Annotated in this window: 20 protein-coding genes; 16 read left to right on the top strand and 4 right to left on the bottom strand. The window is 38.9% G+C overall.

Annotated elements, in window-relative coordinates; translation table 11 throughout:
* Positions 1 to 46: 46 nt before the first annotated feature.
* The 3 genes from HMPREF9456_RS03670 to mobA are packed head-to-tail and all read right to left on the bottom strand — an operon-like array spanning position 47 to position 2,058.
* Positions 47 to 364, bottom strand: a complete 318-nt coding sequence (locus HMPREF9456_RS03670) for a DUF493 domain-containing protein (protein WP_006842113.1) — start codon at positions 362 to 364, stop codon at positions 47 to 49.
* Between the two features lie 58 nt (positions 365 to 422).
* Positions 423 to 1,640 (bottom strand): conjugal transfer protein MobB, encoded by a 1,218-nt coding sequence (gene mobB, locus HMPREF9456_RS03665; protein ID WP_006842112.1) that lies wholly within the window; start codon positions 1,638 to 1,640, stop codon positions 423 to 425.
* A complete protein-coding gene (gene mobA / locus HMPREF9456_RS03660; protein WP_026177018.1) occupies positions 1,624 to 2,058 on the bottom strand; it encodes a conjugal transfer protein MobA in 435 nt (144 codons plus the stop codon). Before mobA ends, mobB begins: the two co-directional genes overlap by 17 nt.
* An 889-nt stretch (positions 2,059 to 2,947) precedes the next feature.
* Between mobA and HMPREF9456_RS03655 the strand changes: the two genes are divergently transcribed.
* The 16 genes from HMPREF9456_RS03655 (at position 2,948) to HMPREF9456_RS03580 (ending at position 15,262) form a co-directional block, all read left to right on the top strand.
* The gene (locus HMPREF9456_RS03655) at positions 2,948 to 3,709 is read left to right on the top strand and encodes a ParA family protein (protein WP_006842109.1); all 762 of its coding nucleotides are present in this window, start codon (positions 2,948 to 2,950) and stop codon (positions 3,707 to 3,709) included.
* A gap of 4 nt (positions 3,710 to 3,713) precedes the next feature.
* A complete protein-coding gene (locus tag HMPREF9456_RS03650) occupies positions 3,714 to 4,121 on the top strand; it encodes a DUF3408 domain-containing protein (RefSeq protein WP_006842108.1) in 408 nt (135 codons plus the stop codon).
* A 118-nt stretch (positions 4,122 to 4,239) separates the two neighbouring features.
* Positions 4,240 to 4,812, top strand: coding sequence for a hypothetical protein (locus tag HMPREF9456_RS03645; RefSeq protein WP_018074742.1), 573 nt, complete (start codon positions 4,240 to 4,242; stop codon positions 4,810 to 4,812).
* A gap of 131 nt (positions 4,813 to 4,943) precedes the next feature.
* Positions 4,944 to 5,243 carry a DUF4134 domain-containing protein gene (locus HMPREF9456_RS03640; RefSeq protein ID WP_026177017.1) on the top strand — a complete coding sequence of 100 codons (300 nt, stop codon included), beginning with the start codon at positions 4,944 to 4,946 and terminating at the stop codon, positions 5,241 to 5,243.
* On the top strand, positions 5,243 to 5,578 hold the full coding sequence (locus HMPREF9456_RS03635) for a DUF4133 domain-containing protein (protein WP_006842105.1): 336 nt from the start codon (positions 5,243 to 5,245) through the stop codon (positions 5,576 to 5,578). The genes HMPREF9456_RS03640 and HMPREF9456_RS03635 overlap by 1 nt, the downstream gene beginning before the upstream one ends.
* Entirely contained in the window at positions 5,575 to 8,073 is a 2,499-nt protein-coding gene (locus HMPREF9456_RS03630; RefSeq protein WP_006842104.1) for a TraG family conjugative transposon ATPase, read from the top strand. Before HMPREF9456_RS03635 ends, HMPREF9456_RS03630 begins: the two co-directional genes overlap by 4 nt.
* A 33-nt stretch (positions 8,074 to 8,106) precedes the next feature.
* A complete protein-coding gene (locus tag HMPREF9456_RS03625; protein ID WP_006842103.1) occupies positions 8,107 to 8,736 on the top strand; it encodes a DUF4141 domain-containing protein in 630 nt (209 codons plus the stop codon).
* Between the two features lie 19 nt (positions 8,737 to 8,755).
* Positions 8,756 to 9,748 carry a conjugative transposon protein TraJ gene (gene traJ, locus HMPREF9456_RS03620; RefSeq protein WP_006842102.1) on the top strand — a complete coding sequence of 331 codons (993 nt, stop codon included), beginning with the start codon at positions 8,756 to 8,758 and terminating at the stop codon, positions 9,746 to 9,748.
* Positions 9,749 to 9,809: 61 nt separating this feature from the next.
* Positions 9,810 to 10,433, top strand: coding sequence for a conjugative transposon protein TraK (gene traK / locus HMPREF9456_RS03615; RefSeq protein WP_006842101.1), 624 nt, complete (start codon positions 9,810 to 9,812; stop codon positions 10,431 to 10,433).
* Between the two features lie 10 nt (positions 10,434 to 10,443).
* The gene (locus tag HMPREF9456_RS03610) at positions 10,444 to 10,785 is read left to right on the top strand and encodes a TraL conjugative transposon family protein (protein ID WP_006842100.1); all 342 of its coding nucleotides are present in this window, start codon (positions 10,444 to 10,446) and stop codon (positions 10,783 to 10,785) included.
* Positions 10,786 to 10,798: 13 nt separating this feature from the next.
* Positions 10,799 to 12,094: a conjugative transposon protein TraM gene (traM, locus tag HMPREF9456_RS03605; protein ID WP_006842099.1), complete on the top strand. Its 1,296-nt coding sequence runs from the start codon at positions 10,799 to 10,801 to the stop codon at positions 12,092 to 12,094.
* Positions 12,095 to 12,137: 43 nt separating this feature from the next.
* Positions 12,138 to 13,124, top strand: coding sequence for a conjugative transposon protein TraN (gene traN, locus HMPREF9456_RS03600; RefSeq protein ID WP_006842098.1), 987 nt, complete (start codon positions 12,138 to 12,140; stop codon positions 13,122 to 13,124).
* Between the two features lies 1 nt (position 13,125).
* Positions 13,126 to 13,701, top strand: a complete 576-nt coding sequence (locus tag HMPREF9456_RS03595) for a conjugal transfer protein TraO (protein WP_006842097.1) — start codon at positions 13,126 to 13,128, stop codon at positions 13,699 to 13,701.
* A 3-nt stretch (positions 13,702 to 13,704) separates the two neighbouring features.
* Positions 13,705 to 14,166, top strand: coding sequence for a DNA N-6-adenine-methyltransferase (locus HMPREF9456_RS03590; protein ID WP_006842096.1), 462 nt, complete (start codon positions 13,705 to 13,707; stop codon positions 14,164 to 14,166).
* A 36-nt stretch (positions 14,167 to 14,202) separates the two neighbouring features.
* Complete coding sequence (locus HMPREF9456_RS03585) at positions 14,203 to 14,631, top strand: TraQ conjugal transfer family protein (RefSeq protein ID WP_006842095.1); 429 nt, start codon at positions 14,203 to 14,205, stop codon at positions 14,629 to 14,631.
* A gap of 187 nt (positions 14,632 to 14,818) precedes the next feature.
* Entirely contained in the window at positions 14,819 to 15,262 is a 444-nt protein-coding gene (locus tag HMPREF9456_RS03580) for a PH domain-containing protein (RefSeq protein ID WP_006842093.1), read from the top strand.
* A 73-nt stretch (positions 15,263 to 15,335) separates the two neighbouring features.
* Here HMPREF9456_RS03580 and HMPREF9456_RS17540 read toward each other — a convergent pair.
* The coding region (locus HMPREF9456_RS17540) for a hypothetical protein (RefSeq protein ID WP_006842092.1) at positions 15,336 to 15,827 on the bottom strand (492 nt) is incomplete at its 5' end.

Here is a 15,827-nt window from a genome sequence, read left to right as displayed (position 1 = left end):
CCCAAACACTATCTGTTTGAGGATTCTTATTCTGGGTAGTTCGAGTTTAAAGCATCATCACTCCATCAATGGCTGCAACCTGCCTGTAATAAATTACAACATCATCAGCATCACTGACAGGAGCTTTAACCGTAATACTTGAATATTTACCGTTTTTACTATCCCTCATAGAGAAACTTGCATCTGCATTTTCAAAAATAGAATGCACTTTTGCTATATTGCTCTGTTCAGCAGATACAATAAACTTAAAAACATAGTCAGAAGGAAATGTGTGTATTTCCTCCAGTTTCTTTTTAAAAGTCAGATAAAAATCATCTATACGTTGATTCTTATCATTTTCCAAGATTTCTATTTTTCCATTCATGGTAAATCTATATCAAACATCGAACCAAGAATAACGTTAAGTCAATCTGTCATGGATTTTATAACTTGGGATTTCTGCGCTTCTTTTTCCGTTTCATCCGATTCGTAAAGGCAATTTCTTCATAGTTATCACCATGTTGTACCATATCCAGTAATCCACCCAAAGATTCCATCTCGCTGTTTTGTTCCTGGGCGTAATTATTATCATGCAATAGATAATTGGCTTCCGCTTTATGATTTTCATTAAACAAGCTATGAAACACATTCGCTGAAAACTCTTTACCTAAACGGGAACCATTAAAAACAGCCTTTTCTTGATGGTCGATAAACGTTGCTCCGTAGATACGACCTTCATCATTCTCGCGGAATATTACAGAGATACCATTCTTAGCCAGCTCTTTCTCAAAAGCCTTTCGGTTGGGCTTATTCGCTAGAAGTGGAGATATAATATCCCGACTCCTATTATATATAATCTTGTCCTTCATCGATTGTTTGGAAAAAGTAATCCGTTTTTGCAGGGCATCATAACCGACTGCTTTCCCAATCAATGATGCTTTAAACGGATTACCAACATTTTCTCCTTTCTTATTTAGTACAGAATACACTAATCCATTATAGGTTTTGCCTCTGACTTCGCCTTTGACTTCTTCTACTGTCACTCCATAGATTGAAAGTACAGCCTTATATTCGTTGAAGCTTTGGAAACGATAATCTTTCATCACAGCTTTCGCCACATTTGAAAGCTGTTTTTTGACATCGCCTGCTTTATAATTTACTCGTTTGAGAGGTAGATTATCCGATTGCTTTTGCTTCTCGGCAGGGAATAGATTATACTCTTTTTCTAATGCTCTAGTAATCTTCTTCGACTTATAGAAATCATTGGAGTTACTGATTTTCTTACCTGTTTCATCCACATTAATGCTCACAATATGTAGGTGGTGCCTGTCCAGATCTTCATGCTTAAATATGAGGTAAGGCTGGTCGCCATACCCCATCTGATTCATATACTTTTGTCCGATTTCCAACAGTTGCGCATCTGTCAGTTTATCATCGGGATGAGGATTGATTGATATATGAAGTATAGGTTTTTCAGTTCTATTGTTAGCATCCAGATAAGGTTTGAAAGATTCTATCATATTTTGCATTGTATATCCGGAATCCATATTTTCAACAATACGGTTGCCGAAAAGGACCTTTGCTTCTCTCTGTTCAACCTTTTCCTGATTATAGGATAATGCCCCGAACAATGAACTTCCTGCGCTAATTTTGGCTACCATCGTTACTGATTTTTTGTTTTAAATCGTTGGTTAGAGTCACAATCTTTTTCTGTAAATCCACCAAATCAATGGTCGCTTTTTCCAGTTTATAGAGAAATGCGAGTGCCTTTTTCTCCGAAAAATTGGAATTAAGAGCTTTCACAACCTGATTATAATTGACTCCGATTGCCCGGAATTGTCCGAAAAAAGTAGTCAGGCGCATATAATAATCATGTAGTCCTTTGTCTATTTTGACCACCTTTACAGGATTATTGAAGATGCAGGATGTAATAAAATGAGCCTTGTTCTTTGCTCCCGACAGCTCAAACAATGACAAGAACTTAGCTTCTTTTTCATCATTCAGATAGAAAACATGGCGATTCTTCGCTGGATCTCTTTTGGGGATTCGCCCTCCTTTTCTTGATTCATTTCTTTTCATATTCATATGACATTTGGATAATTAGCCTTGTCGTTAAAAAACGACCATTCATTAATACTGTTTCTTCAAAATCTTACGACTTCGGAGTAAGATTACCCCCCTACTTTCAAAGGAGCGGGCAAGGTGTTTTAAGGCACTTAAAACGGTTTTGAGTGTACTCAAAACATACCTTGCTATTGTCTGACGACAATAAAAATCCACCTTGCTATTGTCTGACGACAATAAAAATCCACCTTGAAAGGGTGGATTAACGTTAGCTTCGAAAATGACTGATGCTATCAAATGGAAAATGAGAATAACTATCCCGAATATTACCATTGTTATGCACATCTATTATCCTTAAAAAGCCAGCTTCTTTTCAATAAGCAATTTCAAGATTAGAGCATCTTTATACTCCGACTGTGCAAAGTTAGAGGCTTGCAGAGAGCTGAAATAATACTTTACCTATGCCAACAACTGCCAACGGCTACCACCCCTTATGAAAATGAATGATTAAAGAAGGATGCTATTCTACTTTTGTTCTATCGAATGATAGATAGTAAAGAAAATGTATCTGTTTATCAATCGACAGATATAAAAACAGATGGATAGATTCGGGTATATATGATTCTTTCTTTTGATAGAATTTTCTAACAATCGAACTATAGATATATCGAAAAGTCGAACGAAGAATATATCTATCCATATAACTAAAGAATGATAGGACTATACATAGATATCCAGAAAGAAATATCTCTCTATAGATTCATACACCTATATATTTATCGACTGATATACAGATCAATAGATAGAATAAAAGATATAATGAGCTATAAATATTCAAGACGATAGAAGAATCCATAGCTCTATCGAAAGAAATATAGATTTATCAAACTAAAAGAAAAACGACATGAAAAAAGAACCCTTATTTATCAGTTTCAGCAACCAGAAAGGTGGTGTTGGCAAAAGTGCATTTACCGTATTAATGGCGAGTTATTTTAATTATGTATTGGGAAAGAATGTTGCGATTATTGATTGCGATAGCCCGCAGCACAGTATCAATGAAGAACGGGAGCGGGAAAGCAAACTTGTGATGAATGATTCTTATTACAAGAAATTAGCTCTTAACCAGTTTAAATCTGACAGCAGAGGAGTTTATCCAGTGATTCCCAGCAATACGATGGATGCCATAACTACAGCACGGCAATTAATCGATTCTTCCGACAGAGAATTTGATGTAATATTCTTCGATTTACCTGGGACACTCAACACAAAAGGAGTGTTGACCCTTATCGCCAATATGGATTATATTTTTCCTCCGATGATTGCGGACAGGCTGGCTGTTGAAAGTACCCTGCAATTTGCTGTCGCTATGAATGAAGGCTACCTATCAATCGGGAAAGGCAATATTAAAGGGATGCACCTCTTCTGGAATATGGTAGACGGACGGGAAAAGACAGATATCTACAATGTTTATGAAAAAGTAACTGGAGAACTGGGGCTTCAACTACTTAAAAGCTTTGTGCCAGATACCAAGAAATTCAGAAAGGATTTACTATCCTCCCAAAAGACCATATTCCGCTCTACCTTGTTTCCTGCCGATAAGATGATGATACGACAGGCGAGGCTGAACCAGCTCGCTGAAGAAATCCTACAAATTATAAATCAATAATCGTATGGGCAAAAAGATAATTACACAAGACGAGTCGGATGAAGATTTGATCCTAAGGTCCTTAATGAAAGGAAAGAAACCCGAAATAGAACAACCTGTTCCAAGTGAAAAAAAGCAATCCGAAGTACAAGAACAAACATTTGAGGAACCGGTACAGGCAAAAGAAGAATCAAAAAAGCGAAGAGCTAAAGCTCCTAACTTTGTTTCGACCTTTCTGAAGGAAAACAGGACATCTTCCCGAAATGGTAAGAATATAAATATACGTCAGGAATTTCATAATAAAATCAGGAAAATTATCAGCATAATCCCGGATAATGAGCTGTCCTACTTCGGCTATGTTGATAATATATTGGAAAATCACTTCAATATGTATGAAGATGAGATAAATGAACTTTTACGGAAGAATATATAAACCGGAGGATATGTTACCACTAATAATAACCATTTCAGCAACACTATTACTACTTTGGATTCTGCTGTATCCAACGATAATGCGGTTATATCACATTTTCCATTTAGGCAAAAAACAGATGGAGAAGGAGAAGACGAAGGCTTCAGATAAACCGATAACTTCAGGAAAAGAAGCCTCGATAGTCGGCAAAAGTACCTTTACTCTAAGCCAACCTGTGCCAACCACTACCACCCCTGTAGCAAAAGAGCCGGTAATCGAAACCGATGCACATACCTTTGCAACGGAAAGTGATCCGGCTCCGATGGATATCGATTATTCTTTCGACAGAGAACCAGATAATGAGGACAATCTTAATGAAGATGAAGAAGCTATTGAGCTAAAGGAGATATTCGGAAAAGATGTGTGTTACGCTTCGGGAGTGGAAATTGATGAGTTGCAAAAAATTAAACACGTTATTGAATCTTCGAAAGTAACTCAAGGCGAACGGCAGGAAGCAGGAAGGATATTATATGAAAACAAAGAAACCGAAATAGTGGAGCAACTTTCTTCAGGGAAAACAGCAAATATAATATCCGGACTGATTGACCTACATATAACGCTTCATCAACAAGAACATGGTAAGCCCAAAGAGATAAAAGAATCCGAGGAGCTGGAAAGCTTTGATGTAAATAAGTTTTTAAATCCTAAATGAATCAGCCTATGTAGAACAAACTAAAAACGGTCTCAGACCAAGCTAATTATCCAATTAAAATAAAATTATTCAAGTCTAACCCGCTGTGGGGACTATCCACCCTCACGGCAATTAAAACAAATCAAGATTTTATGAGAAAGAAAATCCTTCTTTCTATGGCTATGTTTTTAGCGATAGGTTCAACTCTTTTTGCTCAAGGAAATGGTTTGCAAGGTATCAACGATGCCACCAATATGGTGACCAGCTATTTCGATCCCGGCACAAAACTTATCTATGCTATCGGGGCTGTAGTCGGCCTTATCGGTGGTGTAAAAGTATATGGTAAGTTTTCGAGTGGTGACCCTGATACTTCTAAGACGGCTGCTTCGTGGTTCGGAGCCTGTATCTTCCTGATTGTAGCAGCAACTATACTTCGCTCATTTTTCCTCTAATGGCAGAGTTCTCAATCAACAAAGGGATAGGAAAGCCCGCCGAGTTTCGGGGACTCAAATCTCAGTACCTATTCATCTTCGCAGGTGGCTTGCTGTCAGTATTCATAGTTTTTGTGATTATGTACATGATAGGTATTGATCAGGTTATCTGCATTGGTTTTGGAGGAACTGCCGCCGGCATACTGGTCTGGGGAACTTTCCACCTGAATGATAAATACGGAGAATTCGGATTGATGAAAGTGCAAGCAATCGCTAACCTTCCCAAGTACATCATCAACCGGTTGCAGATACCTAGATTATTTATGCGGATAAAACAGAAAGGAGGAAACGAATGAGAAATATAATGAAAGCCGCTACATTGGAAAGCAAGTTCCCTTTACTGGCTGTAGAGCATGATTGTATCCTCAGTAAAGATGCGGATATAACAGTAGCTTATAAAGTAGAATTACCCGAACTCTTTACTGTTACTTCTTCCGAATATGAAGCAATACACGCTACATGGCTCAAAGCCATCAAAGTGTTGCCCAATTATTCGATTGTATGTAAACAGGATTGGTTCATCGAAGAAAACTACAAGCCCGAATTGAATAAAGAGGATATCAGTTTTCTGTCACGGAGTTTCGAGCGACATTTTAATGAACGGCCATATCTGAACCATACCAGTTATCTGTATTTGACAAAGACTACTAAAGAACGGTCACGACAACAAAGTAACTTCAATGCACTGACCAGAAGTTTCATTATTCCCAAAGAAATGCAGGATAAAGAAACGGCATTGAAATTTCTGGAATCGGTCGGACAGTTTGAGCGGATAGTCAATGACTCGGGATTTATCAAACTAACCCGATTGACAACCGATGAGATCGTAGGGACAGAAAATCAAGCGGGTCTGGTTGAAAAGTATTTTTCCTTATCGCAAGAGAATACAACTTGTTTACAGGATATTGCTCTTGCTTCAGGTGAAATGAAAATCGGAGACAAATATTTGTGTTTACATACGTTGTCCGATACTGAAGATTTGCCGAATCAAGTGCAAACCGATACTCGTTACGAACGTCTGTCAACAGATAGAAGTGATTGTCGCTTGTCCTTTGCTGCTCCGATAGGTGTATTGCTATCCTGTAACCATATCGTCAATCAGCTTATTTTTATTGATGACCATACGGAAAACCTCAAACACTTTGAGAAGCAGGCACGAAATATGCACTCTTTATCCAAGTATAGTCGTTCCAATCAAATTAACAAAGAGTGGATCGAAGATTACCTGAACGAAGCCCATAGCTATGGGCTGACATCAGTGCGTTGTCATGTCAATGTGATGGCTTGGAGCGATGATAAGGAAGAACTTAAACGGGTAAAGAACGATGTCGGTAGCCAGTTGGCATTGATGGAATGTAAACCCCGTCACAATACGGTAGATACCCCGACCTTGTTCTGGGCAGGTATTCCAGGTAATGCGGGGGATTTTCCTGCGGAGGAATCATTTTATACTTTCATAGAGCAGGCATTGTGCTTCTTTATCGAGGAAACGAATTATCAAAGCTCTCCATCTCCGTTCGGTATCAAAATGGTTGACAGGCTGACAGGTAAACCGCTGCATCTGGATATTTCCGATTTACCTATGAAGCGGGGAATTATTACCAATCGTAATAAGTTTATCCTCGGTCCATCAGGTAGTGGAAAATCTTTCTTTACCAATCACATGGTCAGGCAATACTTCGAGCAGGGCACGCATGTTTTGTTGGTAGATACGGGTAATTCTTATCAGGGACTATGTGAGATGATAAACCGCAAGACAAATGGTGAAGATGGTGTATATTTCACATATACCGAACAGAACCCGATAGCTTTCAACCCATTTTTCACCGAAGACAATGTATTTGATATAGAGAAGCGGGAATCTATCAAAACGCTTATCCTTACCCTATGGAAGCGGGATGATGAGCCACCCACTCGCTCAGAAGAGGTTGCCTTATCAAATGCTGTCAGCCAGTATATAGATCTTATCAAATCAAATGATACTATCAAACCGTCTTTTAATACGTTCTATGAATTTGTAAAAACAGATTACCGACAAATATTGGATGATAAGAAAGTCAGGGAAAAGGATTTTGACATTGATAATTTTCTGAATGTACTGGAGCCATATTATGCCGGAGGAGAATATGACTTCCTGCTGAACTCGGACAAGGAACTGGATTTATTGAACAAACGCTTTATCGTATTCGAAATAGATGCGATAAAGGACCACAAAATCCTGTTCCCGATAGTTACCATCATCATTATGGAAACCTTCATCAACAAAATGAGGCGGTTAAAAGGTATCCGTAAGATGATATTGATAGAAGAGGCGTGGAAGGCTATAGCCAAAGAAGGGATGGCAGATTATATAAAATATCTTTTTAAAACTGTCCGTAAATTCTTCGGAGAAGCCATTGTCGTAACGCAGGAAGTGGATGATATAATCTCGTCTCCCATCGTTAAGGAATCCATTATCAACAATTCCGACTGTAAAATCCTGCTTGACCAGCGCAAATACATGAACAAGTTTGATTCGATACAAGCGATGCTGGGGCTGACCGATAAAGAACGAGCACAGATTCTCTCCATCAATATGGCGAACAATCCGAACAGGCTCTATAAGGAAGTTTGGATTGGACTAGGTGGAGTGCAATCGGCTGTGTATGCTACCGAAGTAAGTCTTGAAGAATATTTTACGTTCACGACTGAAGAAACCGAGAAGCTGGAGCTATTCAACCTTGCCAATAAACTGGACGGGAATATAGAACTGGCTATTAAACAACTGGCAGAGAGTAAACGAAGTCAGTAAACATTCATTTTTTTAATTAAAAACAAATTCAATATGAAAGCAAAAATTTTCATGTTGTGCGTAAGCCTTGTACTTCTCACAACGAATATGAGTGCCCAATGGACAGTAGTAGACCCTTCAAATCTGGCGCAAGGAATTGTCAATACAACCCGTAATGTTACCCAGACTACTACCACAGCGACAAATATGATAAACAATTTCAAGGAAGTTCAAAAGGTTTATAACCAGGGAAAACAATACTATGATGCGCTGAAAGCGGTGAATAATCTGGTAAAAGATGCCAGAAAAGTACAGAAAACCATTTTGATGGTTGGTGAGATTTCGGATATCTATGTCAACAATTTCCAAAAGATGATGTCCGATCCCAATTACTCCATTGATGAGTTGAATGCCATCGCATCAGGATACGCCAAACTGTTGGAACAGAGCAATGATATATTGAACGAACTGAAAGGAGTTGTAAATATCAGTACTCTTTCCCTGACAGACAAAGACCGTATGGAAGTAGTGGATAATTGTCACGACTCGATGGTAAGCTATCGGAATCTCGTTCGCTACTATACCAACAAGAATATCGGTGTATCATACCTGAGAGCAAAGAAAAGCGGAGAGACTGCACGAGTTAATGCCTTGTATGGCAATCCAAACGAACGTTACTGGTAATCTATAATATAATTGAAAAATGAATTTTGACCAATTTCACGAAACACTGCGGACTCTATATGACCAGATGATGCCCTTGTGCAGCAACATGGTCGGGGTGGCTAAAGGGATAGCCGGACTGGGAGCATTATTCTATGTTGCCCATCGGGTTTGGCAATCCCTTTCCCGTGCAGAACCGATTGACGTCTATCCCTTGCTTCGTCCTTTTGCCATCGGTCTTTGCATCATGTTTTTCCCAAGTGTCGTATTAGGAACGATCAACAGCATAATGAGTCCTGTCGTTCAGGGAACACATGGAATGCTTCAATCAGAAACATTCGATATGCAAAAATACGCAGAGCAGAAAGATAAGCTGGAATATGAAGCCATGCGGAGAAATCCCGAAACGGCTTATCTAGTCGATAACGAGATATTCGAGGCTCAACTGGATGAACTGGGAATTACCGATGCAGGACAGATAGCGGGAATGTATATCGAGCGGGGATTATACAATGCCAAGAAATGGATACGTGAAGCATTCCGGGAAATACTGGAGGTTATCTTCAAAGCTGCTGCATTGGTGATAGATGTAATCCGGACCTTCTTTCTGATAGTTCTGGCTATACTCGGACCTATAGCTTTTGCTATATCTGTTTGGGATGGATTCTCATCGACACTTACTCAATGGATAACACGGTATGTTTCCGTATATCTGTGGCTGCCCGTCTCGGATCTGTTCAGTACGATATTAGCACGACTCCAATCACTAATGCTGCAAGCCGATATTGAACGGATGCAAGCTGACCCTAATTTCTCACTGGACAGTTCGGATGCCATTTACATTGTATTCCTGATTATAGGTATTGTCGGGTATTTTACCATTCCGACTGTTGCCGGATGGATAATATCTGCCGGAGGCATGGGGAATTTCGGTAAGAACATAAATCAAACAGCAACTAAAGGTGGGGCAATAGCCGGAGGTGCTGCGGGAGCTGCCGGGGGGAATATAGTTGGTCGCCTAAAAGGGCGGTGAGCCACCGCTCCCAATTATTCCTATAAGACTGACAAAATAGGCTAATTAACAAATTTGAAAGATGGAATTTAAATCATTAAAAAATATAGAAACAAGCTTTAAGCAACTCCGCATTTTCGGCATTGTGTTCCTGTGTATGTGTACTATCATTACAGGTTATTCCGTGTATAGCGCATACGACTTCGCAGAAGCCCAACGTCAGAAAATATATGTACTGGACAATGGAAAATCACTGATGCTCGCTCTTTCGCAGGATTTATCGCAAAACCGACCTGTAGAAGCGAGGGAACACGTCAGGCGTTTTCATGAGCTCTTCTTTACCCTGTCTCCTGATAAGAGTGCTATCGAAAGCAATATCAACAGGGCATTACTCCTTTCCGATAAAACAGCTTTCAATTATTATAAGGATTTATCGGAGAAAGGATATTATAACCGGATTATATCAGGCAATATCAATCAGATGATGCAGATAGACAGCGTTGTATGTAATCTGAATGTCTATCCCTATCAGGTGGCTACCTATGGTAAACAGATGATTATCCGCGAGAGTAACATTACCGAACGTTCTTTGGTAACCTATTGCCGGTTATTAAACTCCGTCCGTTCCGATAACAATCCGCATGGATTTACTATCGAAGGATTTGAAGTAAAAGAGAATAAAGATATAAGGGTGCTTACTCGCTAAAACCATGCCTATGAAAGAAAGATTGAGAGAGGTCCGGTATTGGATTGAAGATAAACTCAAAGACCTGTGTGGGGAACTGACACCTGACAAACGGATAGTAATCATCTTGATAATGCTCCTGATACTAACAATTGGCAATCTCTACTTCACATTCTCCACAATTTATAATTGGGGAAAAGATAGCGAGAAAAAAGAACAGATGGAGATAGAGCATATCAGGCAGTTGGAACTGGAACAGGAGAGAAAGGATGTCTACGATTTTATGGATTTTCCTACCGATATAGATTTGCTTGATTTGGAAAAACAACGAATGAAGCAAGATTCTATTGATAATATAAGTATTAACAAGTAGAGATTTAAAGAATATGAGCGAACAATCAAGAATAAGTTCGGAGCAAAAACAAAAGCTTAAAAAGTATGCGGTATTTGCATTGATGGCGATTGTTTTTACAGGCTGTATGTGGCTAATATTTGCTCCTTCGGATGCGGATAAAGCCAAAGAACAGGAAGGTATCGGGCTGAATGCCGACATACCTGATCCTGATGGTGGCGGTCTTATCGGCGACAAGAAAGATGCCTATGAACAGGAACAGATGCAAAACAAGCAGAAAGACAGGATGCAGTCTTTACAGGGATATATGGATATTCTGGAGGGTGAAACCAAAGATAAGCAACAAGTAACGCTTTCCCTTGTTGATGAACCGGAGCAACAGCCGAATCAACAGCAGGACAAAAAGGCACCGATAAGTAACTCGGTTACTGCTTATCAGGATATCAATAAAACATTAGGTAGTTTCTACGAAAAGCCTAAGACCGACCCTGAGAAAGAAGAACTGAAAAAGAAGCTGGAGGAACTGGAATCCCGTATAGAGGAAAAGGAAAGTGCGAAAAGTGCAATGGACGAACAGTTGCTACTGATGGAAAAATCCTATGAGATGGCTGCGAAGTATTTACCACAAGCACAACAGGATAATGGCAGCAATTCAGAAAGCCTGAGTAAACGAATCTCTAACGGGACAGTGAAAAATAGCAATGGTAAGACAAAAGTTACTCCCATCAGGCAGATACAGAATCAAACGGTTTCTGCTTTGTCCCAAAGATTATCCGACGAAGATTATTTTCTCATGTATGACCAACCCAGAAATACAAGTTTCAACACAATGGGTGGAGAAATGGGCGTTTCGCAGAAAAATACCATATCGGCTGTCATCCATGACGATCAGACGGTAATCAATGGGCAGACTACCCGCTTGCGGCTGACAGAGCCATTGATGGCAGGAACAATGATTATTCCGGAGAATACCATAGTTACAGGAGTAGCCAAGATTCAAGGCGAACGGATGGATATACAAATATCTTCGATTGAATATCAAGGGACCATTATTCCGGTGGAAATGTCCGCCTATGATTCGGACGGGCAGCGGGGCATCTATATTCCCGGCTCATTGGAGATGAACGCTGCTAAAGAAATAATGGCGAACATGGGAAATAGTGTCGGTACAAGCTTTACCATGACTGAGAGTACTGGTGCTCAACTGACCTCTGACCTGACAAAAGGTGCTATACAGGGCCTATCAGCATATATGCAGAAGAAGATAAAGGAAGTAAAGGTTACACTCAAATCGGGCTATAAGGTAATGCTAATGCCGAAAGCCAATTAAGGTCACAGACCTATTTATTATCAAATTAAAACAAGATTGAACAATGAAGAAATATATTTTATTATTCGCATTAGCTATTATAACAATGACAGCTAATGCTCAAACAGAAGAAACAACTCCTGCAACAATGGAAACACAGGAACAGATGCAGGAGGATCTGCAACAGGTTCTTAAACCTACTTATGGGGATTATTATGAGGGTCTATCCAAGAAAATAACCTTTGACCGAATGATACCGCCATACGGACTAGAGGTAACATTCGACAAGACGGTACATATTATATTTCCTGCTGCAATCCAATATGTGGACTTAGGTTCAAACCGTATTATTGCAGGTAAAGCGGGAACATCAGAAAATATCCTTCGGGTAAAAGCTGCTCTCCGCAATTTTGAGACGGAGACCAATATGGCTGTGATAACCGAAGAAGGTAGCTATTACACCTTTAATGTAAAGTATGCCAATGAGCCGGAGAAGCTCAATATAGAAATGAAAGATTTTATGCACGATGGTATTGCGACCAACCGCCCGAATAATTCGATGGATATTTACTTGAAGGAATTGGGAAGCGAATCGCCTCGCATCGTCTATTTGATAAACAGAGCGATATACAATACAGATAAACGGATTGTTAAACATATCGGGTCCAAACGATTTGGTATTCAATATCTGTTGAAAGGTGTCTATTCGCATAATAACCTGTTGTATCTGCATACATCTATCAAGAACTCTTCAAATATTCCTTTCGATATTGACTTTGTGCGGATGAAAGTTGTCGATAAGAAAATGATGAAGCAAACCGCTATTCAGGAAACAGTCATCTATCCACTCCGTGCATACAATTTTATGTCAACAGTTGGTGGTAATCAAACAGAACGAACTGTATTTACAATCGATAAAATAACGATCCCTAATGATAAGAAGCTGGTTATAGAACTATTTGAAAAAAATGGCGGACGTAACCAGTCCTTTGTGATTGAGAATGAGGATCTGTTGAGAGCGGAAGAGATTAACGAACTAAAGGTCAAATAAGATGAAGCGTATAACACTATTTTTTATTCTGAGCCTTGCCCTAATAGGACAGGCTCAGGCTCAACGCTATCTACCGGGACAGAAAGGCATACAGGTAACGGGTGGTCTTGTTGATGGTTTTACGTTGGAAAAGAAAGACGGGCAGGCGTTCTTCGCTGGTCTGGCTCTATCTACTTATACCAAGAATGGTAACCGTTGGGTATTCGGAGCAGAATATATGCAGAAATCACATGAATATAGAGATATGCTGATTCCTGTATCGCAGATAACAGTAGAAGGCGGTTACTATTTGAAATTCTTATCTGATGCAAATAAAACAGTATTTTTCTCTATTGGAGCTTCTGCTATGGCTGGTTATGAAACTGTGAATTGGGGAGAGGAACTGTTGTTTGATGGAGCAACCATTATCAATGAAGACAATTTCTTATATGGTGGTGCGGTGTCATTTGAGATTGAAACATTTTTATCGGACAGGTTCGCTTTGCTTATCAATGCCCGTGAACGGATACTCTTTGGTTCAGAGATTAATAAATTCCATACACAGGTCGGAATTGGGTTTAAAGTAATAATCAATTAGCAGATGAAAGAGAATGACGAATGGTATACTCCGAAAGAAATTATTCAATCATTAGGAGAATTTGATTTAGATCCTGCAACATCTTTAGAGGCTTACAAACTGAATAAATCCGCAAGGAAAATATATACAACAAAGGAAAATGGCTTAAGACAGGAATGGGAAGGGAGAGTGTGGCTCAATCCTCCATATTCCAATCCTTTAATCCAACAATTTCTTATGAAAATGGCTGAACATAACAATGGTATTGCTTTGGTATTTGCCAAAATTGAAGCCAAGTGGTTCCATGATATTGTTCTCCAATATGCTACAGCTATTAAGTTCTTGTATAACCGTATCCGATTTTATAAGCCGGATGGAACACAAGGAATGCAACCAAGGAATGGCTCTATGCTGATTGCTTATAGTATGAGTAATGCGGAAATACTTATGAATAATACACTGAAAGGGAAATTCCTTTTCTTGTAAGTAATTGGAAATAAAACAATATAAAATAAATATAAAATGAAAAAATGTGCATCATATATAATCTTTACGCTATTGCTGGCTGCAATAGCGTGTGCCTGTAGCGATGATATTGATATTCGCCAAGGCTATGAATTCCAGATTACTCACTTGCCTGTGCCGAAAAAACTGAAAGTCGGAGAAACTGCTGAAATCAGATGTCAGTTGGAACGAGGTGGCTATTTTGATGAAGCGACTTATCGGTTTAGGTATTTTCAGCCTGATGGGAAAGGGGAGTTGAGAATAGATGAAAGTGAACCGTTCCTGCCAAATGATTATTATGATTTGACAAAGGAATCATTCAGATTCTATTATACTTCTCTGTCTGATGAGCAACAGGTGATTGATATTTACTTTTTCGATAACAGAGGGAACAATGTGACTCTGAGCTTTACATTCAATAATGATAACGGAGAGGAGGAAGTATGATGACCATGATGGTGATTTTGTATATTATCAACTGGATAAGTATGACTTATTCGTATCTAACGGCTCCAAGTGATGTTAAATTATGGAGTGAGGAGATTGATTAAATAAAATGTTAAAAAGTCGGATAATTAAATCTTATCCGATTTTTATTTTCACTATATTTGTGAATACATAAAAACAAACTACAATGAGCTATATAAATAATAATCTACAAACAGGAGAAACTATAGTATATAAAGCAAATATACACTGGTATATTTTTGTGTTTCCTGCTGTTCTACTATTACTTGGACTTATTTTCTATCCTGTTACAACAAGCTCATTTCTGCATTACATAGGCTTAGGATTGTTGGTGTTAGGAGGTCTTAGTTTAATAAAAAGGATTTTATTAAAGATGGGTACGGAATATGTTGTAACCAATAAACGGGTTATCCTCAAATCCGGTGTTTTCAGTAGAGATGCCTTGGAATTGGTTTTGACAAAATGCGAAGGTCTGCGTATAAATCAAGGGGTTATGGGGCGTATTCTCGGCTTTGGTTCAATCCTCGTTACAACCGGTGGTGTTACCAATACATTCAGATTTGTTGCTAATCCTATGAAATTTCGAAATGCAATAAATAATCAAATTTGAAAATTTCGCTATCGGTTTTTTGTTTCTTTTTTATCCGCTCAGGCTCATTGAAAAAAGAAACGGACTGAAATTTTCAGTCCGCATTATCATTGTCCTCTTTATCTTCTTTAGGTTTCAGATGTTCAAAGACATACCAACTGTCCTTATACAGATGACCTATCAGATTAAACACTCCCGTTTCTCCACACTTGTCGGCAAACTGTTTGGCTTCCAATATACTCTTGAACTCACCTAATTTCTTAAATCCTACAAATAGTTTATACATATCCTTGTTATTTTTGTGTTTGATTACTTCCGCCTGTAAAATAGCATAGGCTTCATTATAATTTCTCTTTTTCTGTTCCAGTTTGGCGTTGGCTTTGAGTAATGGCTCATCCGTTTCGGGATTGAAGAATAAATCGTTGTGCGTCATATAGTCGATATATTTCGCTATTTTTCGTTCGACTTTGGTTATCTGCGCTTTTGCCGATGCGACTTTTGATAATAGGAAATTAAACCCTGTCTGTAAGCCTGTCCGCTTATCGTAGGCACAATGATAAACGGTTACTTTCTTCCGTGGGTACTT

It is taken from the genome of Dysgonomonas mossii DSM 22836 (assembly GCF_000213575.1).
In the GTDB taxonomy this organism is placed as follows: domain Bacteria; phylum Bacteroidota; class Bacteroidia; order Bacteroidales; family Dysgonomonadaceae; genus Dysgonomonas; species Dysgonomonas mossii.
Note: the sequence above shows the minus strand (reverse complement) of the source record. Positions and strands in the feature narration are given on the sequence as shown.

Coding starts and splice junctions, on each gene's coding strand:
- mobA (WP_026177018.1), bottom strand. CDS start 2,058: ATGAAAAGAAATGAATCAAGAAAAGGAGGGCGAATCCCCAAAAGAGAT.
- HMPREF9456_RS03625 (WP_006842103.1), top strand. CDS start 8,107: ATGAAAGCAAAAATTTTCATGTTGTGCGTAAGCCTTGTACTTCTCACA.
- HMPREF9456_RS03585 (WP_006842095.1), top strand. CDS start 14,203: ATGAAAAAATGTGCATCATATATAATCTTTACGCTATTGCTGGCTGCA.
- traJ (WP_006842102.1), top strand. CDS start 8,756: ATGAATTTTGACCAATTTCACGAAACACTGCGGACTCTATATGACCAG.
- traM (WP_006842099.1), top strand. CDS start 10,799: ATGAGCGAACAATCAAGAATAAGTTCGGAGCAAAAACAAAAGCTTAAA.
- HMPREF9456_RS03635 (WP_006842105.1), top strand. CDS start 5,243: ATGGCAGAGTTCTCAATCAACAAAGGGATAGGAAAGCCCGCCGAGTTT.
- HMPREF9456_RS03630 (WP_006842104.1), top strand. CDS start 5,575: ATGAGAAATATAATGAAAGCCGCTACATTGGAAAGCAAGTTCCCTTTA.
- HMPREF9456_RS03610 (WP_006842100.1), top strand. CDS start 10,444: ATGAAAGAAAGATTGAGAGAGGTCCGGTATTGGATTGAAGATAAACTC.
- HMPREF9456_RS03580 (WP_006842093.1), top strand. CDS start 14,819: ATGAGCTATATAAATAATAATCTACAAACAGGAGAAACTATAGTATAT.
- HMPREF9456_RS03645 (WP_018074742.1), top strand. CDS start 4,240: ATGGAGAAGGAGAAGACGAAGGCTTCAGATAAACCGATAACTTCAGGA.
- HMPREF9456_RS03650 (WP_006842108.1), top strand. CDS start 3,714: ATGGGCAAAAAGATAATTACACAAGACGAGTCGGATGAAGATTTGATC.
- HMPREF9456_RS03655 (WP_006842109.1), top strand. CDS start 2,948: ATGAAAAAAGAACCCTTATTTATCAGTTTCAGCAACCAGAAAGGTGGT.
- traN (WP_006842098.1), top strand. CDS start 12,138: ATGAAGAAATATATTTTATTATTCGCATTAGCTATTATAACAATGACA.
- HMPREF9456_RS03595 (WP_006842097.1), top strand. CDS start 13,126: ATGAAGCGTATAACACTATTTTTTATTCTGAGCCTTGCCCTAATAGGA.
- HMPREF9456_RS03640 (WP_026177017.1), top strand. CDS start 4,944: ATGAGAAAGAAAATCCTTCTTTCTATGGCTATGTTTTTAGCGATAGGT.
- HMPREF9456_RS03590 (WP_006842096.1), top strand. CDS start 13,705: ATGAAAGAGAATGACGAATGGTATACTCCGAAAGAAATTATTCAATCA.
- mobB (WP_006842112.1), bottom strand. CDS start 1,640: ATGGTAGCCAAAATTAGCGCAGGAAGTTCATTGTTCGGGGCATTATCC.
- traK (WP_006842101.1), top strand. CDS start 9,810: ATGGAATTTAAATCATTAAAAAATATAGAAACAAGCTTTAAGCAACTC.
- HMPREF9456_RS03670 (WP_006842113.1), bottom strand. CDS start 364: ATGAATGGAAAAATAGAAATCTTGGAAAATGATAAGAATCAACGTATA.